The sequence below is a fragment of the Devosia sp. FKR38 genome (assembly GCF_005222805.1).
Classification (GTDB): Bacteria; Pseudomonadota; Alphaproteobacteria; order Rhizobiales; family Devosiaceae; genus Devosia.
On sequence record NZ_STGC01000005.1, the window covers coordinates 1,076,471 to 1,100,944 of the forward strand.

At 64.9% G+C, this 24,474-nt stretch carries 27 protein-coding genes; 15 read left to right on the forward strand and 12 right to left on the reverse strand.

Annotated elements, in window-relative coordinates; genetic code table 11:
• The first annotated feature begins 45 nt into the window (after positions 1 to 45).
• From E8M79_RS10245 to E8M79_RS10255, 3 genes are read left to right on the forward strand one after another with little or no spacing between them, the layout of a single operon-like run.
• A complete protein-coding gene (locus E8M79_RS10245; protein WP_171015819.1) occupies positions 46 to 717 on the forward strand; it encodes a carboxyltransferase domain-containing protein in 672 nt (223 codons plus the stop codon).
• Positions 714 to 1,619, forward strand: a complete 906-nt coding sequence (locus E8M79_RS10250) for a biotin-dependent carboxyltransferase family protein (protein ID WP_137151807.1) — start codon at positions 714 to 716, stop codon at positions 1,617 to 1,619. Before E8M79_RS10245 ends, E8M79_RS10250 begins: the two co-directional genes overlap by 4 nt.
• Positions 1,616 to 2,386, forward strand: a complete 771-nt coding sequence (locus tag E8M79_RS10255) for a 5-oxoprolinase subunit PxpA (RefSeq protein ID WP_137151808.1) — start codon at positions 1,616 to 1,618, stop codon at positions 2,384 to 2,386. The genes E8M79_RS10250 and E8M79_RS10255 overlap by 4 nt, the downstream gene beginning before the upstream one ends.
• Before the next feature lie 116 nt (positions 2,387 to 2,502).
• On the opposite strand, the gene E8M79_RS10260 is transcribed toward E8M79_RS10255, so the two are convergent.
• The 5 genes from E8M79_RS10260 to E8M79_RS10280 all read right to left on the reverse strand — a co-directional run bounded on the left by E8M79_RS10260 (position 2,503) and on the right by E8M79_RS10280 (position 7,659).
• Entirely contained in the window at positions 2,503 to 3,258 is a 756-nt protein-coding gene (locus E8M79_RS10260; RefSeq protein ID WP_171015935.1) for an ABC transporter ATP-binding protein, read from the reverse strand.
• Between the two features lie 14 nt (positions 3,259 to 3,272).
• A complete protein-coding gene (locus tag E8M79_RS10265; protein ID WP_205747901.1) occupies positions 3,273 to 4,037 on the reverse strand; it encodes an ABC transporter ATP-binding protein in 765 nt (254 codons plus the stop codon).
• Between the two features lie 10 nt (positions 4,038 to 4,047).
• Positions 4,048 to 5,196 (reverse strand): branched-chain amino acid ABC transporter permease, encoded by a 1,149-nt coding sequence (locus E8M79_RS10270; protein ID WP_137151810.1) that lies wholly within the window; start codon positions 5,194 to 5,196, stop codon positions 4,048 to 4,050.
• Between the two features lies 1 nt (position 5,197).
• Complete coding sequence (locus tag E8M79_RS10275) at positions 5,198 to 6,229, reverse strand: branched-chain amino acid ABC transporter permease (protein ID WP_137151811.1); 1,032 nt, start codon at positions 6,227 to 6,229, stop codon at positions 5,198 to 5,200.
• Between the two features lie 74 nt (positions 6,230 to 6,303).
• Entirely contained in the window at positions 6,304 to 7,659 is a 1,356-nt protein-coding gene (locus E8M79_RS10280; protein WP_137151812.1) for a substrate-binding protein, read from the reverse strand.
• Between the two features lie 190 nt (positions 7,660 to 7,849).
• Here E8M79_RS10280 and E8M79_RS10285 point away from each other — a divergent pair, with 190 nt between their 5' ends.
• From E8M79_RS10285 to E8M79_RS10300, 4 genes are read left to right on the forward strand one after another with little or no spacing between them, the layout of a single operon-like run.
• Positions 7,850 to 9,472 (forward strand): XRE family transcriptional regulator, encoded by a 1,623-nt coding sequence (locus E8M79_RS10285; protein WP_137151813.1) that lies wholly within the window; start codon positions 7,850 to 7,852, stop codon positions 9,470 to 9,472.
• A gap of 59 nt (positions 9,473 to 9,531) precedes the next feature.
• The gene (locus tag E8M79_RS10290) at positions 9,532 to 9,915 is read left to right on the forward strand and encodes a response regulator (protein WP_137151814.1); all 384 of its coding nucleotides are present in this window, start codon (positions 9,532 to 9,534) and stop codon (positions 9,913 to 9,915) included.
• Positions 9,902 to 10,135 carry a hypothetical protein gene (locus tag E8M79_RS10295; protein ID WP_137151815.1) on the forward strand — a complete coding sequence of 78 codons (234 nt, stop codon included), beginning with the start codon at positions 9,902 to 9,904 and terminating at the stop codon, positions 10,133 to 10,135. Before E8M79_RS10290 ends, E8M79_RS10295 begins: the two co-directional genes overlap by 14 nt.
• Positions 10,135 to 12,837, forward strand: coding sequence for a sensor histidine kinase (locus tag E8M79_RS10300; protein ID WP_137151816.1), 2,703 nt, complete (start codon positions 10,135 to 10,137; stop codon positions 12,835 to 12,837). Before E8M79_RS10295 ends, E8M79_RS10300 begins: the two co-directional genes overlap by 1 nt.
• 2 nt (positions 12,838 to 12,839) lie before the next feature.
• Here E8M79_RS10300 and E8M79_RS10305 read toward each other — a convergent pair whose 3' ends face one another.
• On the reverse strand, positions 12,840 to 13,652 hold the full coding sequence (locus E8M79_RS10305) for an ion channel (protein WP_137151817.1): 813 nt from the start codon (positions 13,650 to 13,652) through the stop codon (positions 12,840 to 12,842).
• A 159-nt stretch (positions 13,653 to 13,811) separates the two neighbouring features.
• Between E8M79_RS10305 and E8M79_RS10310 the strand changes: the two genes are divergently transcribed.
• The 6 genes from E8M79_RS10310 (at position 13,812) to E8M79_RS10335 (ending at position 18,628) form a co-directional block, all read left to right on the forward strand.
• Entirely contained in the window at positions 13,812 to 14,312 is a 501-nt protein-coding gene (locus tag E8M79_RS10310; RefSeq protein WP_137151818.1) for a DUF1993 domain-containing protein, read from the forward strand.
• A 178-nt stretch (positions 14,313 to 14,490) separates the two neighbouring features.
• Positions 14,491 to 15,234, forward strand: a complete 744-nt coding sequence (locus E8M79_RS10315; protein WP_137151819.1) for a glycosyltransferase family 2 protein — start codon at positions 14,491 to 14,493, stop codon at positions 15,232 to 15,234.
• Positions 15,235 to 15,367: 133 nt separating this feature from the next.
• Entirely contained in the window at positions 15,368 to 17,209 is a 1,842-nt protein-coding gene (locus E8M79_RS10320; RefSeq protein WP_137151820.1) for a flagellar hook-length control protein FliK, read from the forward strand.
• Complete coding sequence (locus tag E8M79_RS10325; protein WP_137151821.1) at positions 17,206 to 17,478, forward strand: EscU/YscU/HrcU family type III secretion system export apparatus switch protein; 273 nt, start codon at positions 17,206 to 17,208, stop codon at positions 17,476 to 17,478. The genes E8M79_RS10320 and E8M79_RS10325 overlap by 4 nt, the downstream gene beginning before the upstream one ends.
• Positions 17,479 to 17,556: 78 nt before the next feature.
• On the forward strand, positions 17,557 to 18,051 hold the full coding sequence (locus tag E8M79_RS10330; protein ID WP_137151822.1) for a DUF2076 family protein: 495 nt from the start codon (positions 17,557 to 17,559) through the stop codon (positions 18,049 to 18,051).
• 106 nt (positions 18,052 to 18,157) lie between these two features.
• Positions 18,158 to 18,628 carry a hypothetical protein gene (locus tag E8M79_RS10335; RefSeq protein ID WP_248304966.1) on the forward strand — a complete coding sequence of 157 codons (471 nt, stop codon included), beginning with the start codon at positions 18,158 to 18,160 and terminating at the stop codon, positions 18,626 to 18,628.
• Positions 18,629 to 18,643: 15 nt separating this feature from the next.
• Here the strand turns inward: E8M79_RS10335 and E8M79_RS10340 are convergent, their stop codons facing one another.
• A complete protein-coding gene (locus tag E8M79_RS10340; RefSeq protein ID WP_137151823.1) occupies positions 18,644 to 19,108 on the reverse strand; it encodes a cell wall hydrolase in 465 nt (154 codons plus the stop codon).
• Between the two features lie 216 nt (positions 19,109 to 19,324).
• On the opposite strand from E8M79_RS10340, the gene E8M79_RS10345 reads away from it, so the two are divergent.
• Positions 19,325 to 19,645: a hypothetical protein gene (locus E8M79_RS10345; RefSeq protein ID WP_137151824.1), complete on the forward strand. Its 321-nt coding sequence runs from the start codon at positions 19,325 to 19,327 to the stop codon at positions 19,643 to 19,645.
• Here the strand turns inward: E8M79_RS10345 and E8M79_RS10350 are convergent.
• A complete protein-coding gene (locus E8M79_RS10350; RefSeq protein WP_137151825.1) occupies positions 19,642 to 20,238 on the reverse strand; it encodes a 5'-methylthioadenosine/S-adenosylhomocysteine nucleosidase in 597 nt (198 codons plus the stop codon). The two genes, E8M79_RS10345 and E8M79_RS10350, sit on opposite strands and share 4 nt — an antisense overlap.
• A 125-nt stretch (positions 20,239 to 20,363) precedes the next feature.
• Here E8M79_RS10350 and E8M79_RS10355 point away from each other — a divergent pair, with 125 nt between their 5' ends.
• Positions 20,364 to 20,663 carry a hypothetical protein gene (locus E8M79_RS10355; RefSeq protein WP_137151826.1) on the forward strand — a complete coding sequence of 100 codons (300 nt, stop codon included), beginning with the start codon at positions 20,364 to 20,366 and terminating at the stop codon, positions 20,661 to 20,663.
• Positions 20,664 to 20,711: 48 nt separating this feature from the next.
• On the opposite strand, the gene E8M79_RS10360 is transcribed toward E8M79_RS10355, so the two are convergent.
• From E8M79_RS10360 to E8M79_RS10375, 4 genes are all read right to left on the reverse strand, one after another.
• Entirely contained in the window at positions 20,712 to 21,530 is an 819-nt protein-coding gene (locus E8M79_RS10360) for a universal stress protein (RefSeq protein WP_137151827.1), read from the reverse strand.
• A gap of 124 nt (positions 21,531 to 21,654) precedes the next feature.
• Positions 21,655 to 22,554: a sucrase ferredoxin gene (locus E8M79_RS10365; RefSeq protein ID WP_137151828.1), complete on the reverse strand. Its 900-nt coding sequence runs from the start codon at positions 22,552 to 22,554 to the stop codon at positions 21,655 to 21,657.
• 2 nt (positions 22,555 to 22,556) lie between these two features.
• Complete coding sequence (locus E8M79_RS10370) at positions 22,557 to 23,477, reverse strand: iron-siderophore ABC transporter substrate-binding protein (protein ID WP_137151829.1); 921 nt, start codon at positions 23,475 to 23,477, stop codon at positions 22,557 to 22,559.
• A gap of 47 nt (positions 23,478 to 23,524) precedes the next feature.
• Positions 23,525 to 24,445 (reverse strand): iron-siderophore ABC transporter substrate-binding protein, encoded by a 921-nt coding sequence (locus E8M79_RS10375; RefSeq protein ID WP_137151830.1) that lies wholly within the window; start codon positions 24,443 to 24,445, stop codon positions 23,525 to 23,527.
• Between the last annotated feature and the right edge of the window lie 29 nt (positions 24,446 to 24,474).

A 24,474-nucleotide genomic window follows, 5' to 3' on the forward strand; every position in this document is an offset into this window, starting at 1 on the left:
CTGCTCCGACAGGAGTGGCGGCATAGAGCGCGCCGAGGCCGCACCGTGACCGACTTGTCCGCACCTCAACCCTTTCCCGTGCCCACCATCGTCCCGCTGGGCGATGCCAGCCTTCTGGTGCGCTTTGGCACGACATTGACCGAGCCGGCCAATCGCGCCGCCATCGCCCTTGCACGCCTCCTGGCTCGCGATCCGGTGCCGGACGTCGACGAGGTCATGCCCAATCTGGTCTCGGTGCTGCTGCGCTTTGATCCCTTGCGCGCCAGCCCGGCACAGATCGCCGGGGAACTCCGCCTGCGCCTCTTTGCTTTGAGCGACAGCGACGTCGAGCAGCCGACGCATTGGACTATTCCCGCGCATTTTGACGGGCCGGACCTCGACGACGTCGCCACCGCCCTGGACCTGTCGCGCGCCGCCTTCATTGCTGCCCACAACAGCCGAAAGCTGCGCGTGCTGGCCACTGGCTTTGCCCCCGGTTTTGTCTATTGCGGCATGCACGCCGATGCTCTGGTGTTGCCGCGCCGCACCAGCGTCCGGCCGATGGTTCCGGCCGGCACCATCCTCTTTGCCGCCGGCCAGACCGCCATCACTGCAACGCCGCTCCCCACCGGCTGGCATGTGCTCGGCCATACCGACTTCGCCAATCTCAACCTCGCTGCCACCCCGCCCACACGCCTCAGCGCCGGCGATACCATTCAGTTCACGGTGGCCGCATGAGCGCGCGCCTCCGCATCACCCGCGCTGGCCCCTTGGCCACCATCCAGGACGCGGGTCGCTTCGGCATGCTGCGCCACGGCGTCAGCGCCTCGGGGCCGATGGATCGCGCTGCCTATGCCCTTGCCGGCCAGCTCGCCGGTGGCGGTCATGGCGCCATCGAGATCACCACCGCCGGGCTCGACCTGCTGGTTGAATCCGGCCACTGCAAACTGGGCCTTGCGGGAGGCCTCTTCACCGCCCGGCACAATGATTTCGCCATCGATTGGCCGGGCAGCGTGGCGCTCAGCGCGGGCGACTCTCTGTCCATCACCCCCGGCCCCGCGGGCAACTACGGCTATCTGCGCTTTGACGCCGATCTCGAATGCCCGCCCGTCCTCGGCAGCCTTGCCACCAGCACCCGCGCCGCCATCGGCGGCCATCGCGGTAGGGCGCTGGTCACTGGCGATATCCTGCATCTGCATCCTGCCGTCGACGGGGCCTTGACGAATACGCTCACCGCATCACCCTCCGACACTGGCCCCATCCGCATCGTCTGGGGCCTGCATGCCGATCTCTTCAGCCCCGCCATTCGCCAGGCCTTCCTGCAGCACCCCTTTGCCATCGGCCGCCGCCACGACCGCATGGGCATAAGGCTCGACGATCCCCAGGGTGTCTTTGCCGAGGCCACCATTCTCTCGCTGGTGTCCGACGCCATTGTCCCCGGCGATATCCAGATCCTGGGCGATGGCACGCCCACCGTGCTGATGCGCGATCACCAGCCCACCGGCGGCTATCCGCGCATTGCCACGGTCATCTCGGCCGATCTCGATCGCCTGGCCCAGCTGCGGCCGGGCACCATGCTCAATTTCGCCGCCGTCTCGGCGGACCATGCCCAGTCCCTGTTGCGGAGCCAGATTCGATGAGCGTGATCGATCTCAATGCCGATCTGGGCGAGGGCACTGGCCATGATGAGGACCTGCTGGAGATTGTCTCCAGCGCCTCCATTGCCTGTGGCGCCCATGCCGGCGACGCCGCCACCATCCGCAAGATCCTGCGCATCTGCAAGGCGCGCGGCGTGCGGGCCGGGGCCCATCCCGGCTATGCCGACCCCAAGCGCTTTGGCCGTTTCCGCATCGTGATGCCGCTCGATACCCTGCTTGGGCAGATCCGCGAACAGCTCTTTCTCACCCGTTTCATCGCTGACGAGGTTGGCGTGCCGCTGGCCTATGTGAAGCTGCATGGCGCCCTGGCCAACCAGACTGCCGAGGAATTGGCCTTTGCCGTCGGCATCTTCGCCACCATCCAGGCCATGGATGCCCGCATGGCCGCGCTGGCGCTCGACAACAGCCAGCAGGTGCGGGCCGCCCGCGCCGTCGGCATGCCGCTGATCCGCGAGGCCTATGCCGACCGCGCATACACCCGCGATGGCCTGCTGGTGCCGCGCAGTCAGGAGGGCGCGGTGATCCACGATACCGATGCAGTGGTGGCCCAATGCCTGCGCCTGGCGCGGCATGGCGAACTGGTCGCCATCGATGGCACGGTGATCAAATCGGCCGCGCGCTCGATTTGCCTCCATGGTGATACGCCGGGCGCTGTCGATCTCGCCCGCGAAGTCCGCGATGCGCTTGAGAGCGAGGGCATCACCATCGCGCCGGTACCCCCGGAGGCACCGGAACCGCCGGCGGCGTAGAGAATTACCCTGGGCTCAATGGGGGGAGAGGTGAAATCGGCGGAATGCCTTTGTCATAAAGCCCAGGGTAGATCGTGCCGGTCCGTGGACCGGAAAGGGTTTGCGCGACGCGCGCGCTAGATGGCGAGGTACTCGTGCCGCAGCTCGGCATTGTCGAGCACTTCCTTGGCCGTGCCGGAGAAAGCGACTTCGCCCGTATCCAGGATCACCGCCCGGTCCGCCAGCTTGAGCGCGGCCACCGCGTTCTGTTCGACGATGATGGTGGTAATGCCCAACGGCTTGATCGAGTGCAGGATGCGCTCGATCTCGTGCACGATCACCGGCGCCAGACCCTCATAGGGCTCGTCCAGCAAGAGCAACTTGAGATTGCGCGCCAGCGCCCGGGCAATGGCCAGCATCTGCTGCTCGCCGCCCGAGAGCGTCACGCCCTCCTGCTTGCGCCGTTCGGCCAGGCGCGGAAAGCTCTGGTAGATCTGGTCCAGACTCCAGCCCTCGCCGGGCGCCACCTTGGCCAGGATGATGTTTTCCTCAACCGACAGGCCCTGGATGATGCGGCGATCCTCGGGCACCAGCTGGATGCCGGAGCGCGCCGCCTGATAGCTTTTCATGGCATGGACGGGTTCGCCATCCAGCCAGATCTCTCCGCGCTTGAGCTGCGGATCGTCGGTACGGGCAATGGTGCGCAGCGTCGAGGTCTTGCCGGCGCCATTGCGGCCCAGCAGCGCCAGGATCTCGCCCTTGCGGATATCCAGCGACACGCCCTGCACGATATAGCTCTCGCCATAATAGGCGTGCACATCGCGCACCGAAAAGAACGGCGGGGCGGCGGTATTGGCGGCTGGCGGCGGAACGGCAGTGGCCGCACTGTCCATTTGGGTCATGCTCATCACGCAGTGCCTCCGAGATAGGCTTCCTGAACCTTGGGATTGCCACGCACCTGGTCGGGCGTGCCATCGGCGATGATGCGGCCCTGGGCCAGCACCGAGATCTTGTCGGCCAGCGAGAACACCACATGCATGTCGTGTTCGATGATCACCTTGGTCATGCCGCGGCTCTTGATCTTCTTGAGCAGTTCGATGGTGGTATTGGTGTCATGCCGGCTCATGCCAGCCGTCGGCTCGTCCAGCAGCAGCAGGCGTGGATGCTGGATCAGGCACATGGCCAGCTCCATCCGGCGCTTGTCGCCGCGGCTCAGGCTCCCCGCGTGATCTTCACGAGCGCTGTGCATGCCGACGTCATGCAGCATGTGCTCGGCCTCCTCGCGCACGGCATGCTCATGCTCGAGCGAGCGCAACATATTCAGCTTGAAGGCGCCATCGCGCTTGGCCAGCGCCGGGATCATCACATTGTGCAGCACGCTGAGGTCAGCAAAGATCTCCGGCGTCTGGAACACCCGGGCGATGCCGAGCTGGTTGATCTGATAGGGCTTGCGCCCGGTCAGCACCGTCCCATCGAACACCACCTGGCCGCTGCTCGGCGCCAGCTTGCCGATGATCACATTGAGCAGGGTGGATTTGCCGGCCCCATTGGGGCCGATGATGGCATGGGTCTGGCCTTCCTCGACTTGCAGGTCGATATCGGCCAGGGCATGCAGGCCACCGAAGCGCTTGTGGACGTCGGCGACATGCAGCACGACATTGGGCATGGTCATGGCTCGGGTCCTATTCGGCTGGGTGGGGTTTGGTTGCGGAACTGTCGGCACTGGCCGGTGTCGGCTTATTGGGCCGGATCATCGAGGCGATGCGCCGCACCCCCTCCATCACGCCGCCGGGCAGGAACACCACGATCAGCACGAACACCAGGCCCAGCGTGAGGAACCAGCCTTCGCCGACGAATTTGGAACTGATCAGCACGGCGGTGTGCTGCGCACCCTCGGGCAGGAAGCCCCAGAACTGGCTCAGGATACCGTCGTTGATGGCCGAGAAGATGTTCTCGAAATACTTGATCAGCCAGGCGCCGATCACCGGGCCCACCAGCGTGCCGGCGCCGCCCAGAATGGTCATCAGCACCACTTCGCCCGATGCCGTCCACTGCATGCGCTCTGCGCCAGCCAGCGGGTCGGTGATGGCCAACAGGGCCCCGGCCAGACCGGCATACATGCCCGAGATCACAAAGGCCGCCAGCGTATAGGGCCGTGTGTTGACGCCGGTATAGTTCATGCGCGTCTGGTTCGATTTGATGCCTTTGAGCATCATGCCAAAGGGCGACCCCGTCACGCGCTGGGCGATGAAGAAGGTGGCGATCAGAAAGAACGCGCAGAAGTAGAAGGCGACATAGCCGCTCAGCGTCACGCCGAACAGGGTCGGGGAGGGCAGGCCCGCACCGGCCTCGAAGAACATGCGGTCGAGATAGCGCTTGTCATTCAGGCTCAACTGCAGCCCGGTCTCGCCATTGGTGATCGGGGTGAACACCGAATAGGCCAGGTTATAGCTCATCTGCGCAAAGGCCAGGGTCAGGATCGAGAAGTAGATGCCCGAGCGCCGCAGGCTGAGAAAGCCGATGGCCAGAGCAAACAGGCCCGAGATGATGACGGCAAACAGCAGTGCGGGCACCGCATCCATGCTCAGCAGCTTGAACGACCACACAGCGGCATAGGATCCCACGCCGAAGAAGGCGGCATGGCCGAAGCTGAGATAGCCGGTCAGGCCAAACAGGATATTGAAGCCCACCGCGAAGATCGCAAAGATGGCGAAGCGGTTGAGCAGGTCCGGATAGGCGGCGCCGAACGGCTGCAGCCAGATCGGCATGGCGAGCACGGCGGCGGCGAAGCCGAGGAAGAGGATCAGGTCCTTGCGGGGCATGGCCAACATGTCAGGCCTCCATCACGCCGCGCCGACCCATCAGGCCACGCGGACGAACAAGCAGAATAATGACGGCAACGAGGTAGATGATGACTTGGTCGATGCCCGGGACGATGGCCTTGACCTGCGTCATCGAGGCAAAGGACTGCAGGATCCCCAGCAGGAACCCGGCGGCCACGGCGCCCGGCAGCGAGCCCATGCCACCCACCACCACCACCACGAAGCTAAGCACCAGGAAATCCATGCCCATGTGATAGTTCGGCGGCAGCAGTGGCGTGTACATCACGCCTGCCAGGCCAGCCACGACCGAGGCCAGGCCGAACATGATGGTGAAGCGGCGATCGATATTGATCCCCAACAGCCCCACCGTCTCGCGGTCGGCCATGCCGGCGCGGACCACCATGCCGAAGGTGGTGAACTGCAGGAAGGCAAAGACGCCGCCGATGATCACCCCGGCGAACAGGAAATACACCAGGCGCCAGATCGGATAGGTGATCACATTGGCCTGCATGCCCAGCCAGATGCCGATATCGGCCGCGCCGCGGGCCGCTTCCGGCATGGGCTGCGGGATGGGATTGGGTCCAAAGATCGACTTGATGATCTCCTGGGCCACAATGGCCAGGCCAAAAGTCACAAGAATCTGCTCGGCATGCGGGCGCTTGTAGAAGTGCTTGATGATGCCGCGCTCGAACGCAATCCCCACCAGCAGCATCACCGGAATGGTCAGGATAATCGAGAAGGGCACCGAATAGTTGACCAGAACGGCGCCAAAATCGCCGAACCAGGCCTGCACCAGCGGTGCCCGCACTTCCAGCGGCGCCCCCCAGGGTGACAGCTTGGTTGGGTCGATGGTGATGGTCTCCATCGTCATCAGCTGCCGGAACAGCACGGCGCAGAACGCCCCGAGCATGAACAGGGCGCCATGGGCAAAATTGACGACGCCCAGCGTGCCAAAGACCAGCGTCAGACCCAGGGCGATCAGCGCATAGGCGCTGCCCTTGTCCAGCCCGTTGAGGAACTGCAGAAAGATTGCTTCAAACATGGGGTGCTCCGAGCCGCAAGGAGGGGCGTAGCCCGCCCCACAAAAGCGGGACGGGCTGGTCGATCAGCGTGAGGTCAGCAGATGGGGGCGGGTTCCGCCGGGCCCAGGTCGCCGCCGAAGATGGCCGGATCGTAGTCGACAGCGTCGCGCGACACTTCCTGCACCACTTCGAGCACGTCATATTCGCTGGTCGGGTTCTCGGTGCCGCGCACCACCAGCACGTTCTTCATGCACTGGTGATCGGCGGCGCGGTACAGCGTCGGGCCATTGCCCATGCCGTCGAACTCGTGGCCTTCCAGCGCCTTGATCACCTCGGGCGGATAGAAGGTGCCGGCGCGTTCGCAGGCATCGGCATAGAGCAGGGTCTGCACATAGCAGGTGTGGGCAGCCTGCGACGGCGGAGCGCCATAGGCCGCGCCGAACGACTTGGTGAAGGCCTGGGTGCCCGCGTCCTGCAGGTTCCAGTGCCAGTTCGAGGTGCCGAAAATGCCCTTGATGTTCGGGCCGGCGCCCTTGGCCATCAGCTCGGAGAACAGCGGCACGACAATCTGGAACTGCTTGCCGTTCACTTCGCGGTCCCGCATGCCGAACTGCACGGCCTGGGTCAGCGAATTGACCATGTCATTGCCGTAGTGGTTCAGGATCAGCACGTCGGCGCCCGAATTGAGCACGGGGGTCAGGAACTGGCTGAAGTCGCCGGCACCCAGCGGGGTGCGGACGGCCGCCACGGTTTCCCAACCCAGGGCCTCGGTGGCGTTCTTCATGGACTCCTCCTGGGTCCAGCCCCAGGTGTAGTCGGCGGTCAGGTGATAGGCTTTGCGGTCCTTGCCATATTCCTGGCCCAGCACGGGGCCGAGCGCCACGCCCGACTGATAGGCATTGAAGAAATGGCGGAAGCCATAGCGCTTCTTGTCCTTGCCGGTGGTGTCGTTGGAATGGGTGAGGCCGGCCATGAAGATCACGCCCATTTCCTGGCACAGACCCTGCACGGCAACCGCTTCGCCCGACGATGAACCGCCGGTGATCATGATGGCGCCGTCGCGCTCGACCATGCGGGTGGCGCCGGCTCGGGCCACGTCGGCCTTGGTCTGGCTGTCGGAGGTGACGAAGGCCACCTTCTTGCCCAGGATGCCATTGCCCTTGAGGGCCGAGGGCTGCAGCAGGTTGAGCAGGCCGCCGTCGCCTTCGCCGTTCAGATGCTTGATGGCCAGCTCATAGGCCTTCTGTTCGTCGGCACCTTCCTCCGCATAGGCGCCGGTCAGCGGCAGGTTGAGGCCCAGGGTGACCGTATCGCCGGTCGGATTGTTGCAGAACTCCTGCGCCCAGGCGCCCTTGGTGAACATCAGGGGTGCAACGCCGGTACCGATAATGCCGGCCATGCCGGTCTGCAGCACCCGGCGGCGGCTGAGGCCGCGCTTCAAAAGTGTCATCGATTTCCTCCTTTTGGCGCGGGGCAACTGATGCATAGCCAGCCACTCACCGCATCCGGAGTATCGACAAATCAGAAAACGACAGCAATAGGGCGTTGTAATTGCAAAGATATTCTGTAAATTATTGATCTGGATCGGCGCCAAAATAGTCAACTCATTGACAAGTGGAGTCGGGAGGAGGGTGTCGACAATGCGTGCACCAATTGGCTTTCGCATCAGCAACCGGCGGAAATCACTGAAACTTTCCCAGGCGGGCCTGGCGCGTCTGGTCGGCATTTCGCCGAGCTATCTCAACCTGATCGAAAACAACAAACGCGACATCGGCGGCGCGCTGCTCAACCGCGTGGCCACCCATCTCGATATCGATATCGATGAACTGACCGGGCAGAGCGAACAGAAACTGCTGCAGGATCTCGAAGAGGCCTTTGCCGACCCCATGGTCGAGTCGCTGCCCTTCCAGCCCGACGAGCGCCGCGAACTGGTGGCGCAGTATCCCGCCAGCGCCGCTGCCCTGGCCCGTCTGCACCGCGCCTATGGCAATGCCGTCTCCAATGCCGACGCCTATGCCGACCGGCTGCGTTCGGACCCTTTGCTGAGCCAGCTCCTGCTCCGCATCGTCTCGGGCATCACCGCCATCCGCTCCAGCGCCGAAATTCTCGAGGACGTGCCCGATCTCGACGACGCCGAGCGCCAGCGGTTCCTCGCCGCCATCGGCCGCGAAACCCGCGGCCTCTCCGATGTCGCGCGCAATCTCATCGGCCAGTTCGACACCTCCAGCCAGATCCGCCGCAGCGTCTCGCCGGTGCGCGAAATCGACGATCTCATCATCGAGCGCGACAACTATTTCCCCACTCTGGAACTGGCCGCCGAGGATCTGCGCGCCGAGATCGACCGTCACGGCGCATTCGGCGTCGCCACGCTCACCACATTGCTCGACCGGCGCTTTGGCGTCACGGTTACCGTCGGCGGCCCGCCCGATGAGGATGATTTCCCCGGCCAGTACCGCTTCGAGCCCGCCGGGCGCCGCATGTGGTTCCATGGCGCCACGACCCTGGCCACCCGCCAGTTCCAGCTCGCCCGGCTCTATGGCGAACTGGCTGCGCCCGATGCCATCTCAGAGGCGCTGCAGAGCGCGGTGCTCTCCACCCCGACAGCGCGCCGCCTGGCGTCGCGCGCCATCGGCTCCTATCTGGCCGGCGCCATGGTCTTTCCCTATGGCGAAGTGCTCGGCGCTGCCGAAGCCTGCGCCTATGACATCGACCATCTGCGCCAGGTCTATCACGCCAGCTATGAGCAGGTGGCCCATCGCCTGGTGACGCTGCGCCGTCCCGGCCAGCAGGGCATTCCCTTCGGCTTCCTGCGCTCGGACCCGGCCGGGCGGCTCACCAAGCATTTCCCGCTGCCCGGCCTCCTGTTGCCCAACAGCGGCCACGCCTGTCCGCTCTGGGCCATCTATGGCGCCTTCCGCACGCCCGATGTCTCGATGCGCCAAGTGGTCCGCTTCTCCGATGGCTCGCGCTATCTCTTCCTCGCCCGCACCGTCCAGCGCCGCACCGCCTCCTTCCGCGAACAGGTTGTGGCCTCCTCGGTCATGCTGGCCTGCGACGTGCTGCATGCCGACCGTACGATCTATGGCATGGGGCTCGATCTCAACGACCTCGCCGCCGACATTCCCGTCGGTCCCAGCTGTCGTCTTTGCACCCGGCGCGACTGCACCAGCCGCCAGGAGGAAACCCTGTCGCCCGGTGCCGATTCCTCCCGTACCCGCGCGCCTTTGCTGCCCACCGCATTTGCGCTTGGCGATCCCGGCTGATTGGGCTTAACTGGCGCGACCGCTGCGGAAGGGAGACCGCAGCAGGATCAGGGGGGACTTTGGCAATCGACATTCTCATTGCCGAGGATGAGCCGAGCATTCTGGAATCGCTCGATTTCATCCTGCGCCGTGCCGGCTGGAGCGTGAGTGCGGTCACCGATGGCGATTCCGTGCTGGAAGCGGTGCGCCGCCTGCGGCCACGCCTGGTGCTGCTCGACGTGATGCTGCCCAAGCGCAGTGGCTTCGACGTGCTCAAGCAGATCCGGACCAATGCCGAACTCGCCGCCATGCCGGTGCTGATTCTCACGGCCAAGGGCCAGCAGCAGGATCGCAAGACCGCCGAGGAGCTGGGCGCCGATGGCTTTGTGACCAAGCCCTATGCCAATGCCGATGTGGTGGGCGCCGTACGTGCTCTGCTGGGTGACGTCGGTGGAGCCGCGTAAGCGCGTCAGCGCCATGCTGGCCCTGACGGTCTTTGGCGCCCTGCTGCTCGTGCCGCCGCTGGTGCTGGTGTTCAACCAGCCCATCAGCCACTTCGGCGTGCCCCAGATCGTGATCTACCTCTTTCTGGTCTGGCTCGGGCTGATCGTCGGCACCGCCTGGCTCAGCCGCACCCTGGCGCCCGATGTCACCGGCAAGCCCGATGGCCCGGAGGATGAGTGATGCTGTCGGCTGATTTCGTCATCGCCACCGCCGTGGGCTATGTCGGCCTGCTGTTCGTGCTGGCCTTCTTTGGCGACCGCCGCGCCCGCGCCAATACCAGATCCTTCCTGCATTCCCCGGCGGTCTATACGCTCTCCATCTCGGTCTATTGCACCAGCTGGACCTTCTATGGCGCCGTCGGCAATGCCGCCCGCAGTGGTCTGGAGTTCCTCACCATCTATCTCGGCCCGACACTGGTCTTTGTCGGCTGGTGGTTCCTGCTGCGCCGGCTGGTGCGCATCAGCCACGACCAGCGCATCACCTCGCTGGCCGACCTTTTGTCCTCCCGCTTTGGCAAGTCCAACCGTTTGGCCGTGCTGGTCACCTGCATCGCCGTTATAGGCATCGCGCCCTATATCGCGCTGCAGCTCAAGGCTGTGACCTCCTCCATTCAGGCCGTCGCCGGCTCGTCCGAATTCGGGCAGGGGAGTCTGGCGGGCATTGACGATGTCGGCCTCGCCTTCGGCATCGCCGCGGCCATGGCGCTCTTCACCATTCTCTTCGGCACCCGCCATGTCGACGCCAAGGAGCAGCACCATGGCGTTGTGGCTGCCATCGCCTTTGAGGCCGTGGTCAAGCTGGCGGCTCTGTTGGCCGTAGGCATTTTCGTCGTCTATGCTGGCGGTGGCCTGGAGCCAATCTTCCGCCGCGCCGCTGAAATGGGTGTCAGCGCCCCCACAGAAAACAGTTTCGGCGATCGCTGGGTGACCACACTGGTGCTGTCCGTGGCGGCCATCGTCTGCCTGCCGCGCCAGTTCCAGGTCACCGTGGTCGAGAACTCAGACGAGAGCCATCTGCGCACCGCCGGCTGGGCCTTCCCCGCCTATATGCTGCTGATGAGCCTGTTCATCCTGCCCATCGCGGTGTTCGGGCTCACTGTTATGCCGGCCGGTTCCAATCCGGACATGTTCGCGCTCACCCTGCCCATGGTGCACGGCCAGAGTGCCCTGGCGCTCCTCGCCTTCATCGGCGGCTTTTCCTCAGCCACCTCGATGATCATCCTGGAGTCGATCGCGCTCTCCATCATGGTGTCCAACCACATCATCATGCCGCTGGTTTTGCGCTTCAGTTCCGGCCAACCCAGCGCCGACGGGCAGGGGGTCAGCCACCTGCTGCTGGTCGCCCGGCGCTTTTCGATCATCCTCATCCTCTCGCTGGGCTTTTTCTATTTCTTCTTCACCCGCGACTCCAACGCCCTGGCGCCCATTGGCCTGATCTCCTTCACCGCCATCGCCCAGTTCTTCCCGGCCGTTCTGGCGGCGCTGTTCTGGCGCGACGCCTCGCTCAAGGGCGCCACCGCGGCCATTGCTGCCGGCTTCGTCATCTGGGTCTGGTGCAGCTTCCTGCCGTCCTTCGAATCCGTCTCGCCCCAGGTGGCCATGCTGGTGCAGCACGGGCCATGGGGCATCGCCTGGCTCCGGCCCGAAGCCCTGTTCGGGCTCGACCGGCTCGATCCACTCTCCCATGCCGCCTTCTGGAGCCTCACCATCAATGTGATCACGCTCACCGTCGTTTCGCTGCTGACCAAGCAGTCGGCGCTTGAGCGCATCCAGTCCACGCTTTTTGTCGATGTGTTCCATCGCGGCGCCGCCAGCCGGGGCAATTTCGTGCGTGGCTCGGCCACCGCCAATGATCTGTTCTTTGTCGCCGAGCGCGTGCTGGGCGAGCGGCGCGCGGCGGCCTTGTTCGAGACCGCGGCACGCGAGATCGGCGTCGAGCCCGACCGGCTCGAACCCTCCTCGGAATTCATCGGCAAGCTGGAACGTGAGCTGGCCGGCTCCATCGGCGCCGCTTCCGCCCATGTCATGCTGTCCAAAGTGGTCTCGGGCAGCGACGTCTCGCTCGAAGAAATGATGCAGATGGCCGACGAGACCCAGCAGGTCATCGAATATTCTCAGCAGCTCGAAAAGACCTCCGCCGAGCTGCGCTCCACTGCCCAGAAGCTCGAGGACGCCAATGTGCAATTGCGCGAGCTCGACAGCCAGAAGGATGAGTTCCTCAGCCAGGTAAGCCACGAGGTGCGCACGCCCATGACCTCAATCCGCTCCTTCTCCGAAATCCTGCTCGATCCCCAGGGCATCGACGAGGCGCAGCGCCAGCATTTCGTCTCCACCATCCATCAGGAAAGCCTGCGGCTGACCCGGCTGCTCGATGAGATCCTCGATCTGTCGGCACTGGAGCGCGGCGAGCGCAATTGGGACAATCTGCCGGTCGATGCTGAGGCGGCGCTGGAGCGGGCCCTCCAGGTCTGCGACGCACTGCTGCGTCAGCGCGGCATGCGGGTCGAGCAGGGCGAACGCGCCAGCCGCACCATGGTCGAGGGCGATGCCGATCGGCTCTGTCAGGTGTTCATCAACCTGGTGTCCAATGCCGTCAAATACAACAATGCCACATCCCCCGTGCTGCGGGTGACCTCCAGCGTGCGCGCCGGCAGCTATGTGGTCGAGATCGCCGACAATGGGCCAGGCATTCCAAAGGCCGAGCGCACGTTGATCTTCGAGAAATTCTCCCGCGGTCAGCAGGGCGCCAGCGACCAGTCCGGAGCCGGGCTGGGCCTGGCCATCTCCCGCCAGATCATCGCCCGCATGAATGGCACTCTGGACCTCGTACCCAGCCCGATGAGCGGCGCCTGTTTCCGGGTCCGCCTGCCGGTGGTCCGCTAACCCTAGTCGCCGTGGTCGGGGATATTGAGCACCTGGCCGCAGGCCTTGCAGTGCACCGCGTCCGGGTCGTGCTTCTGCAACCCGCATTGCGGGCAGGGGAAATGCACCTTGTTGGGCCGAAAGATCGCCTGTGCCAGCCGCACGAACAGCGAAATGCCGATGATCATGATGGCGATCGAGGCCAGCTTGCCGCCAGTGCCGGGCAGGGTGATGTCGCCAAACCCGGTGGTGGTGACGGTGGCCACCGTAAAATAGAGCGCATCGACATAGCCCGAAATGCCGGTGTCGCCGCGATGCGAGAAGGCGACATAGACAAAGCCGGTGACGATGAACAGAAACACCAGAAGGTTGATCACCGCCTGGATAGGCTCGCGATAGCCCATCAGTCCCCAACGCCTAAGTGGCCGCCAGAACAGCGGGCTGCGCGTCAAGGTCCACAGCCGCAGGATGCGCAGGAACCCCAGGTTGATCAGCCAGATCGGCAGCAGCAGCGAGATCAGGATCAGGATATCCAGGATCACCGGCGTCTGTCGTACCCAGCGCAACGTGTCCGTAGCGGCCAAGGCCCGCGCGCCCAGGTCGAGCGCGAGCAGCGCTGCGATCGAGAGGTCGATCCACAGGAAAGACTGATTGTCGCGCAGCAGCGGCGCGGCGATGAAAAAAGCAACGATGGCCAGGTCCACAATCAGCACGGCCGCCTGGAAGCGCTGCGCCGTCGGGGACGAGCTGTGATAGAGCAGCCGCAGCGTCGAGCGCAGCCGCCCAAGCCAGCCCGACGGGTTGGGCCGCCGTGCCGTGGTGTCGGTTCGGGTCATTGCGCAAGCACCTGCATCTGCCGCTCCATTTGACTTGTCACCGCGCCCGCTCTGGCGCATGAGACCGCTGTGTTCTCTCGTCCCGTGGTCCGTTCGCTCGCCCCTTTGGCGGCGTCGGACTGGCTGGACAATGCGCTTCGCCAAGCAAGGTAGAATCCGATGACTGTGTCCCTATATGACGTGTCCGTGCCTGTCTTCACCCGCATGCTCACCAATCTCTTGTCCATCATGGACAAGGCCGAGGCCAATGCCACCGAACGCAAGTTCGACAGTGCCGTGCTGGCCAATGGCCGTCTTGCCCCTGATATGATCCCCTTCCGCGGCCAGATCATGATCGCCACCGACCACGTCAAAGGCTGCGTCTCGCGCCTGGCCGGCCACGACATCCCGTCCTGGCCCGACACCGAGGAAACCTTCGATCAGCTGCGCGCCCGCATCCAGAAGGCCATCGACCTGCTGGCCACCACCAAGCGCCAGGATTTCGCTGACAGCGATACGCGCCAGGTGACGCTCAAGCTCGGCGGCAATGATGTGACCATGTCGGGCCTGGACTATCTCAACCAGCGCGCCCTGCCGAACTTCTACTTCCACGTCACCACGGCCTACGCCATTCTGCGCGCCAATGGCGTGCCGATCGGCAAGCGCGACTACATCGGCTGATCGGCTCAATCGCGGCCCCTTTGCGCATCGCGCCGCTCCGCTCTGGCAACAAGCAGTTGCCGCGGGGCGGCGTAGAGGCTATTTGCAGCCACTGCATTCCGCCACGCGGGCTGCGTCGCGCCATCGGGGATTGCTCCCCGGCTGCCGCTGCAAAGCCCCGGACCAGCATGAGGCAAGCATGAAACTGGCATTCGTCATTCCGGCCTATAATGAAGAGGCCCTGATCGGCAAATGCCTGGAATCGGTGGTGGCCGAGATCGCCCGCGTCGGTGTCGATGCCGACATCATCGTGGTCAACAATGCCTCGACCGACCGTACCGGCGAGATTGCCCGCAGCTTCCCCACCGTCCGCGTGGTCGATGAACCCAAGAAGGGCCTGGTCAATGCCCGCGACGCCGGCTTCGCCGCCAGCGAAGGCTTTGACCTCGTCGCCAATATCGACAGCGACACCATCGTGCCGCCTGGCTGGCTCGATACTGTCTTCAGCGAATTCAACCGCGATCCCAAGCTGGTCTGCCTCAGCGGACCCTATGTCTATTACGACATGAGCGCCTGGAACCGCTTCCTGGTGAACGCCTTCTATGGCCTCACCTGGCTGATCTATGTCCTCAACCGCTATGTGCTGCGCGTCGGCTCGGTGGTGCAGGGCGGCAATTTCGTCTTCAAGCGCGCTGCCTGGCAGCAGGTCGGCGGCTATGACCGCTCCATCGAATTCTTCGGCGAAGATACTGACGTGGCCGTGCGCCTCTCCAAGGTTGGCGGCGTCAAATTTACCTTCGCGCTCAAGATGAAAACCTCCGGCCGCCGCCTTGAAAAGGAAGGCGTCTTCCGCACCGCGGGGACCTATACGCTCAACTTCTTCTGGGTCACCTTTCGCGGCAAGCCCGCCACCAAGGCCTATACCGACATTCGCCCGGACTGATCGCATGGCGATCGCGTCAAAACGCGCCGCCAAGGTCACACGACGTTAAGTCTCCCAAGCGGGACAGAATCAGGCGATGCTGATGCTGCGCTAGACTAGCGCAGCCGCATGGTGCGGCCGGGGCAGGAACGCCATGTCGATTCCCAGCCAGTTCCCCCAGATCATTGCCGCTGCGCGCGGAACCGCGCTGCAGGCGCTAGCCTTGCAGGCCGGTCAGTCCATCGAGGGCAAGGTCATCGGCCCAGCGCCCAATGGCGGCACCCAGGTGCAGATCGCCGGCCAGTCGCTCAACCTGGTGTTGCCGCTCGCCGCCAAGGCCGGCGATATCCTCAAGTTTGACGTGCAGGGCACCGGCGCACAATTGCGCCTCGCCATCCAGGCCGCCAGCATCAAGGCGCTCTCGACCCCCAATGCGCAGACGCCGACCGCCCAGCCCGCGCCCCAGGCCAGCGTCACCTTGCCTTTGCCCAGTCCCGGCGCCACCCTGTCCACCGAACTCCGCCCCGGCGTCACCACGACACCGCAGCCGCAGGCCTCCGCGCCACCCACCGGCCAACCTGCCGCGACGCAGTCCGGCGCCGCCTTGGCGGCCCCGCAGGTCAATACGCCCGCTCCGCAGCCCGGCGCCCCATCGGCTGTTGGACAAACCCCTGCATCCTCTGCACCTCAGGCCGCCAACACTCAGGTGCAAACCGCGCCGCCGGCCGCAACTGCCAATTCGCCTGCGCCACCCCTGGCAAATGTGCCGAGTGGGACCAATGCAGCGCCAACCGCTCCATTGGCCCCTGCCGCCCCGACGCCCCACCCTGCCGTTGCGGGCACCGCAACACCGCCCACCGCTGCACCCCCTGGCGCGCCAGCGGGCGCCGCCTCGCAAGCGGCCCCAACCTTCGCGCCAGCGCTGCCCCAAGCCCCAGCTACACCCGGCGTCCCCAACATGGCTCTGCGCACGGCTGCCTATCCCGCCAGCCCGCCAGCCGCCGCGCCTGTGACGGCGCAGCCCGGCACAACGACGGCCGCTGCGACACCGACGGCCCCGACGACAGGACAGACTCCGCCGGTCCAACCCGCTACCCCCCAGGCCGCCTTGGCCCAGATGGTGCAGACGGCTCTCCCACGCCAAAACAGCATCGTGGGCCTCACCGCCGCGCTCACCGCCGTCGCCGGCAAGGTCGCTTTGCCCGAGCCGGTGATCCGCGCCGCCCAACTGGTGCTGGCTGGCCGCGTGGTGCTCGATGGCGGTAAGCTCGATGGAGCCGCCCTGCAGAAAGCTGTGCTGAGCTCCGGCATCTTTCAGGAAGCTGCCCTGGGCGATGCCACCGCCCGACTGCCCACCGCGCAAACCGATATGAAATCGGCGCTCCTCGGGCTGCGTCAGACCCTTGCCAGCTGGCTCGGCCAGCAGGGCGGTCTGGCGGCTGTCGCCCAGCCACCGCCGCCGCTGCGCGGGCAGGTGCCGCGCGCCAAAGGCCCGATCCCCCCGCCGGTTGACCCCGCCATGGGCTCGGAGACCGTGGGCAAGCACCTGCTCGACCGCACCGATGCCGCGCTGTCCCGCCTGCGCCTGCATCAGCACGCCTCCTTGCCCGATCCGGCTACCCGCAACGCGGATTGGAGCCTCGATCTGCCGGTGGTCATCTCCGGCCAGCAGACCTTGTTGCAGATGCAGATCCATCGCGACGAACACAGCGCCAGCGAGGAGCAGAGCGAGCGCGGCTGGCAGATGCGCTTTGCCGTCAACGTGCCCGACATGGGCGAGGTCGGCGCCCAGGTCACCCTGCGCGGCCGCACCACCGGCGTCATGCTCTGGGCCGCCGACGCCGAGACAACGGCTGCTTTGGAATCCGAAGTCGCGGCCCTGCGCGATACGCTGGCCAGTGTCGGTCTGCAGCCTGGCTCTGTCATCGTCCGCCATGGCGCGCCACAGACGAACCAGCCGAGCAGCTCAGGCCATTTCGTGGATGCTCGCTCATGAGCGAGGGCCCCAAAGACCGCGCACTGGCCATTGCCCTGCAATATGAAAAAGGCACGCGCGACGCTCCGCGCGTCGTCGCCAAGGGCAGGGGCCTCGTCGCTGAGCGGATCGTCGCCCTGGCCGAAGAGAACGGCATCATAATCGAGGCCAATCCCGTGCTAGCCCAGGCGCTGAGCAGTGTGCCGATCGATGACAGTATCCCGCTTGAGCTCTACGAGGCCGTCGCCATCGTCATCGGTTATGTGCTGCGCACCACCAAGAAGACCTGAATCGGACTTCAGCCCATTGCACGGCGGCAATCTGGTCCCCATGTCCTGCCCAGACAGTTTTCGTCACGGAGGCGCATCATGCCCAACCAGCAGGACCAGCAGGCCATCAACGACCTTTTTGACCGCATCGAGGATGTGGCCCGCACCAGCGCGCCGCGCGATCCCGACGCCGAGCTGTTGATCCAGCAGCGCCTGCGGGCCTTTCCGCCCGCGCCCTATTACCTGGCCCAGGTTGTTGTGATGCAGGACCAGGCGCTGCGCGAGGCCCGCGAGCGCATCGAGGAACTCGAACGCGCGCGCGAGCGGCCTCGCGGCCCTTGGGGCCGCAGCCCGGACAGTTGGCAGGAACAACCCGTGCGCGGGCAGGGCGGCGGCTTTCTCGCAGGCGCAGCCCAGACCGCCCTGGGCGTCACAGGCGGCATGCTGCTCGGCAGTGCTTTGGCCGGCCTCTTCGGCGGCAGCGCCCATGCCAGCGAACCCGACCAACCCGCCGCTGACGACCCGGGAACGGACGCCGATTCCGGCGGCTTTGACATGGACGACAGCGGCTTTGACATCGGCGGCGATTTCTAGCCCGCCCGTTGGCCACAAACTGAATTTGGCCTGAATGACTCCGCTGGCCTGGGTTCAGCCGGCAATGCCATAGTGGTGATCATCGCAACGCCATGGAGGGATGGCCATGTTGATCACCAGTTCTCGTCTGTTCTCTGCCTTGCGGTCTGCCCTCGGGCTGGCCGCCGTTACTCTTGCCGCCACCCTGGCGGTCGCCCCGGCCCAGGCCTATGACACTCAACGCCTGCGCCAAACCAGCGAAGGCCAGGTCGAGTTTATCACCCCGTCAGGCAATATCGGCTGCATCTATACGCCGGCCGGCGGCACCTCGTTTTATGCCACTGTCGACGGCAAGGCCGAAATCCAGTGTGATCGCGTCGAGCCAAAATATGTCCGGGCCATCCTGGGCGGCAGTGGCGCGGCCTATTTCGCCCCTGCCGACGACGCCAGCTGCTGCTCGCTGGTGCAAAAGCTCAACTATGACAGGGTCGCCCAGCTCGGGCCGTTCCAGTGCCTGTCCGAACGCAAGGGGCTGACCTGCGCCCGCGCGGACGGCCATGGCTTCTTCCTCAGCAAGGCACTGATCCAGGCCAAATGACGCGTTAGCGGGCGGTCAGTACTTCTCGTAGAACTCGTTGCCGCCCGCTTCGAGCACATAATGCATATTGTTGTAGGGGAAGCGCAGCCCGGCGGTGTGGAAATGCTGGGCACTGCGCACGCCCGGATGCCGCGCGCCATTGAGCACCTGGTCGGCCATCTGCGACGCCAGCACCGCGCCGCTGTCGGTCATCCGCTTGGTCATCACGCCCTGCGCAAACTGGTTCTTCTGCCCCACCACGCCGCAGACCGATTTGGGATAGCGCGGATCATTGAGCCGGTTCATGACCACTGTGCCCACGGCCAGCATGCCTTCGGCACTGGAGCGGTTGGATTCAAAATACATCGCCCGCATCAGGCATTCCTTCGGGCTCAGCTGGGCCGTGCCGAAGCTGATGCCGAACAGGCTGCAGCCACCCAGCGTGGTTGCGACAACGGCGAGCGCTGCGGCCTGGAGCACCGCTTTGGTCGTGTTTCGCATTGGCTGTCCTCAAGTGTTGCAAACATGCAATTGAGCGCGAATATGACTCCACAGGCTTAAGGAAAGTCTGAGCCGAACGGTTAGCAAAACGCTAACGCATCTAGGCTTCGTGCTGTCGGCGCGGCACATGCGCGCGCTAGGCCCTATCCCCCTTGGAACAGCGCCAGGTGCACACTACATGTCAATTCCATCTGCACCGACGCGAAGGGACCGCCAGTGGCCAAACACCGTGCTCGCCTTGACCGCCAGTTTGACAAGCTGCAACAGCGCATCCCGCCCCAGGGCGTCCGCCTGCTGACCAGCCTGCGCCGGCCAGAAGCCCGCTGGATCCGTGTGCCGCTCGGCTTCCTGTTGGTGCTGGGTGGTATCTTCAGCTTCCTGCCGGTACTCGGCATCTGGATGCTGCCGCTGGGCCTGCTGCTGCTGGCTATCGATCTGGCCTTCCTGCAGGGGCCGGTCAATCTGGCGATCGTGCGCGGCCTGCGCAAATGGACTGTCTGGCGCCGCGCCCGCCGCGACCGCAAGCTGCAGCGCTAGAGCAGCGTTCCCGCTGCGAAGGCTGCTTCAATGCGGTCCACCGCCTCGGCCAGCCGCCCGTCGATCACATGCAGATATTGTGTCCAGTCAGTGACATGGCTCAGCTCTTCGGCGCCATCGGAGATCCCGCGCAGCGCGATCAGCGGGACATTGTAGGCCTGACAGGCCCGCAGCACCGCATAGGTTTCCATATCCACCATTTCGGCGTCTATCCCGTCATAGGCCGCGCCCGAGACGATATTGGCTCCGGTCGACAGTGTCGCCGTGGCAATGCCCGGAATGCGAATGGGCAGCGCCTGCACCGGCGCCAGTTCGAGAAATGGCGTCTGCCCTTTGACGAACCCCAGCGGCGAGGCATCCATGTCGCGGTAACTGACGGCGCTCGCCTGATAGACGCCGCATTGCTCCAGCACCCGCGATCCCGCTGAGCCCAGCGACACCACCAGCCGGGGCAGCCGCATCGCCATGGCCAGCGCGCGCGTCACCGCCACGGCAGCTTCAACCGGACCGACGCCTGTCATCAGCGGCGTGATGCGGGCTTTCAGGTTCGGACCATACTCGGCTTGTGCAGCCATGACATAAAGGATGCTCATGCCTGCAAGGCTAGCATAGCTGTGCCCCTTGCGAAGCCGGATTGTTACCTGTTCGGTAAGAGGATTGTGACAGTCTCTTCATATTGCGCCGCCAAGCACGGTGGCCAGGGCAACAGGAACCGAAAGTGCGCTTCGCAGAGATCGGCAATTCCAGGGAATGGACCGAGCCAGGCTGGCAGGGTGATCACGCCTTCAGCGAGAAGGTGGGCGTCGAGGACGTCGAGGCGGAAGCCAACCGGCGTCTGCGTGCGATCCGCCTGCACGAATGGCGGCGGCGCGAATTCCTCACCGGCCTGCCCATGCCGGAAGACCTGCGCCAATATGCTCAGCAGGTTGAATTTGCCATGCGGGCCATCTGCTGCCTGTCGCACATTCCGCACGATTTCGACAGCGACGTCTATTGGCCGCGTCCGCTCGATCACTAGAGCAGTCATGGCGCGGCGACACGGCCGCGCCCTGGGTTGTCTGACGGATCAGTTCGACAGCAGGCGGTGAATGCCATTGGTCGCCAGCAGGCCGCGCGTCATGCCGCCCACCAGCCACTGGCGCAACCGGCTGTGCCCATAAGCGCCACTCACCACCAGATCGGCGCCCGCTGCCAGGGCCGCCTTGGTGATGGTGTCGGCGACGCTGCCTTCATTGGGCAGCACATCCCCATGTGCCTTGACGTCATGGGAGATCAGCCAGGCCACCGCGTCCTGCATGCTGGCGCGCTCGCTGGCCAGGTTCCCCTCGTCGATCACCAGCACCTGCACATCGCTGGCGGCCTTGAGGAAGGGCAGGGCGTCGACAATGGCACGCCGGGCTTCCTTGGTATCTTTCCAGGCCACGATGATCTTGTCACCAATCAGCTTGCTGGAGCCCTCCGCCGCGATCAGCACCGGCCGACCGGCGCCGAGCAGCACTTCGCCGATATCGATGGTGCTGGCCGCGTCCTGGCCCTTGTTCTGGCCGGAGCCGACAACGATCAGATCGGTGGTGCGGGCGAGGTCGATCAGTCCATTGGCCGGCCATTGCACGCCGCCCACCCATTTATGCGCGATGGTGTCTGGCACGGCGGCAAAGAAGCGGTCTTTGGCCTTGGCCACGCCTTGCTCGATGACCTGCATCTGCTCGACATAGAGTGCGCCAGCCACGTCACCGGCGCCCACTGTCGTGGTCACTGGCGGCTGGGCGGAGCTATACCCGGTCAGAGTGGCCTTGTGCTGGCTCGCCAGGGCAGCCGCCAGAGACAGCAGCTCAGGCTGGTCCATCTCAACATTCAGGCCGACGACGATATTGCGAATGTCCATCTCGGGTCTCCTTGATTGTACGACCACACTAATATGGTGATGCGTCAATTGTTTGATCAGGATCAACTGCGGAGAAATTGTCGCCTGCCGGCGTGTTCGGCCGATGGCCCTTGGGCTGCACGCTTCAGGCGCAGGACTGGCCTGTCACAGCACCTGCCAGCTGCACACCAACGGCCTCCCATCGCGTCTTTGGTGCCGGCGCCGCGTCCAGGCTGCGACAGCTGCCATGCACGGCAAACACCTTGCTGGTGAGCCGGACGCTGACCATGATGCCATTGCAGTCCACCAGCACCTCAGCCTTGCCGGGCCCGCCAAAGGCGACGCTGGCAATCCGGCTGGTATCGGCCAGCCGGTCGACATCACCCAGCCACTGCCGGGCGGCAATGTCGGCAGCCTGCTCCATCTCGCCCAGGCCGGGGTCACCCTTATAGGCTGGCAAGTACAGCCGGTCGCCAGCAATGGCAGCCAGGAAAGCTGGCACCATCTCCGTCGTCAGCCGTCCATAGCGCCGGCGCTCCGGCATCACGATCACCGATGGGGCAAAGTGACAGCCGCCGATATGGGTCACCTGCAGCACGTCCAGCCCCAGTGCTGGCGCCTGCTCGGCCAGTGTCTTGTAGATGCCAAACCCATAACGCGCGCAGCACGCATCAGTCTTGGCGTCGGTGCAGCATAGAATGATCCGGCGTCCGACAGGCGTGCCGGGCAGCGGTGTGCCCCGGCCCCAGTCAGCGATGAGCTCTGCTGCATGCGCTGCATCGCGTGGCAGGATGCGCACCCCGTCGGGAAAGCTCACCAGCTCCAGTTCCGGCCCGTCATTGGCAAACAGGCCGACATAGTTGTCGTGCGCTATGGCGTCTATCATGGCAGCCCGCACGGCGGGCTCCAGATCGGCGGCCTCGTAGCGCGGCCGCCGCCACTTGCCCTTGGGCCAGCGCAGGAACAGATGGCGCTCAGCCAGCGCACCGGTGCCGGCCAGCGGCTCGCCGCAGGCCCGGGCGATGTCTGTGCAGAACTGCGCCATGCTCAGAGGTTGATGGGTGACAGGGTGACGCCATAGATCTCAGCCAAATCGTCGAGCATCATATAGGCGCAATAGATGCCGCCGCCGGCGTTCCAGGCCAGTTCGCTCACCCGTTGCGCCCGCCCGGCCTTAACCGCCTCCAGCGTCTGCCAGAGGGGATCGGCCAGCCACTCGTCGAGATTGGCCTTGTCCTCCTGCGCGTCGTTGTCGGCCGAGAAGTAGAAGATGCGATCGCCGGCCATGTCCGGAATGCGCTCCTTAGTCACCTCCTCAAAGGTCTCGTTCTTGTCCTGCGCCGGTGGGCGAGCAAAACCGACCAGGTCGAGCACCACGCCGGGGAAGCTGGCCTTCTGGTAGATGCGCACACGCGCCGGCGAGAAACGCACCATGGAGATCTCGTCCTTGACGCCCTCGCCAATGGCGGCCGCCAGCGCCTTGGCCCGCGCCTCAAGCGCCGCCACATTGGCCTTGGCTGTCTCGCCCAGGCCCAGCACCTCTCCATAGAACTGGTAGTTTTCCAGCCAGGTTGCACCCAACGTCTCCGACATCACCGTGGGCGCGATGGCCGAGAGCTGGGTATAGATCTTCTCCTGCCGCACCTTGGAACCGATGATCAAATCCGGCTCCAGCGCCGCAACCAGCTCGAGATTGATCGCCGTCTCGGTCCCTAGCGACACCGCATCGCCCAGCATCGGCTGCAGATGCGCATAGAACGTGTCGGCGTCCCAGCTTTGCGCCGCACCCACCGGCACCACGCCCAGATGCAGCAACGCCTCGGTGCCCTCATTGGTCAGGATCACCACGCGCATGGGCTGGTCGGGGACGTCTGTGGTGCCCATGGCATGGGTCACCTCTCGGGCGGCGGCGGGCAGGGCCGTCAGCGCAAGGGCAACGGCAAGGCTGGCAAGGGCACGCAACAACATGGTCAGTCTCTCAAATAATCAGTCAGCAATATGCGGCAGGAGCCGGCTCAACGGGTCGAGGCGAGGCCAAAATTGGCCTCGATATCGTCCAGCATCAGATTGGCAGCGATATAGCCGCCGGCCGTGTTCCAGATGGCGTCCGACACCGGGAACGCCTTGCCGGCCTTGACGACAGGCAGGTTCAGCCACAGCGGATCGGCCAGCCAGTCACTGGCCTGGTTGTCGCCCGCGCCGTCGCCGGTCTCATAGACGAAGTAGAACAGCCGATCCCCGTCCAGGTCGGGGATGCGTTCCTTGCCGATCTCGTCGGCAAAGGCGTCCTGATCCTGGATGGCCGGGCGGGCAAAGCCGACTTCCGACAGGATCAGCCCGGCGAACGTGTCCTTGTAATACATGCGCGTCATTGACGGCATGAAGCGCGCCAGCGAGATGCGCTCCTTGAGCAGCGGCCCGGCTTCCGCCGCCAGCGCCTTGACGCGGCCGTCAAACGTCGCCAGTGCCGCAGTGCCTGCGTCCTTTACCCCGGCCGCATCGGTATACAGCGCCATATTGATCTTCCAGTCGCCGCGCAGGCGCTCGGACATCACCGTCGGGGCAATGGCCGACAGCTGGTCATAGATCTTTTCCTGCCGCGTTTTGTTGCCGATGATCAGATCCGGCTGCAGCGCCGCAATGGCCTCGAGGTCAACCGCCGATTCCTCGCCCACCACCATCACATTGCCCATCTGTGTCGCGATATGCTCATACCAGGGCGAGCCCAGCCAGGAGCGCACCGCGCCCACCGGCGTGATGCCCACCGCCAGCAGCGCCTCGGTGCCCTCATTGGTCAGCACCACAATGCGCTGCGGATGGTCGGGCACATCGGTGACGCCCATGGCATGGGTGATTTCCCGGCCTACGACCGGCTGCAGGCCGGCCAGCACCGTTAGGGCCACCAAGGCAAGACGGGTGGATCGAAGCAGGGACATTTGCACTCTCTAACTTGACAAGGTAGGTC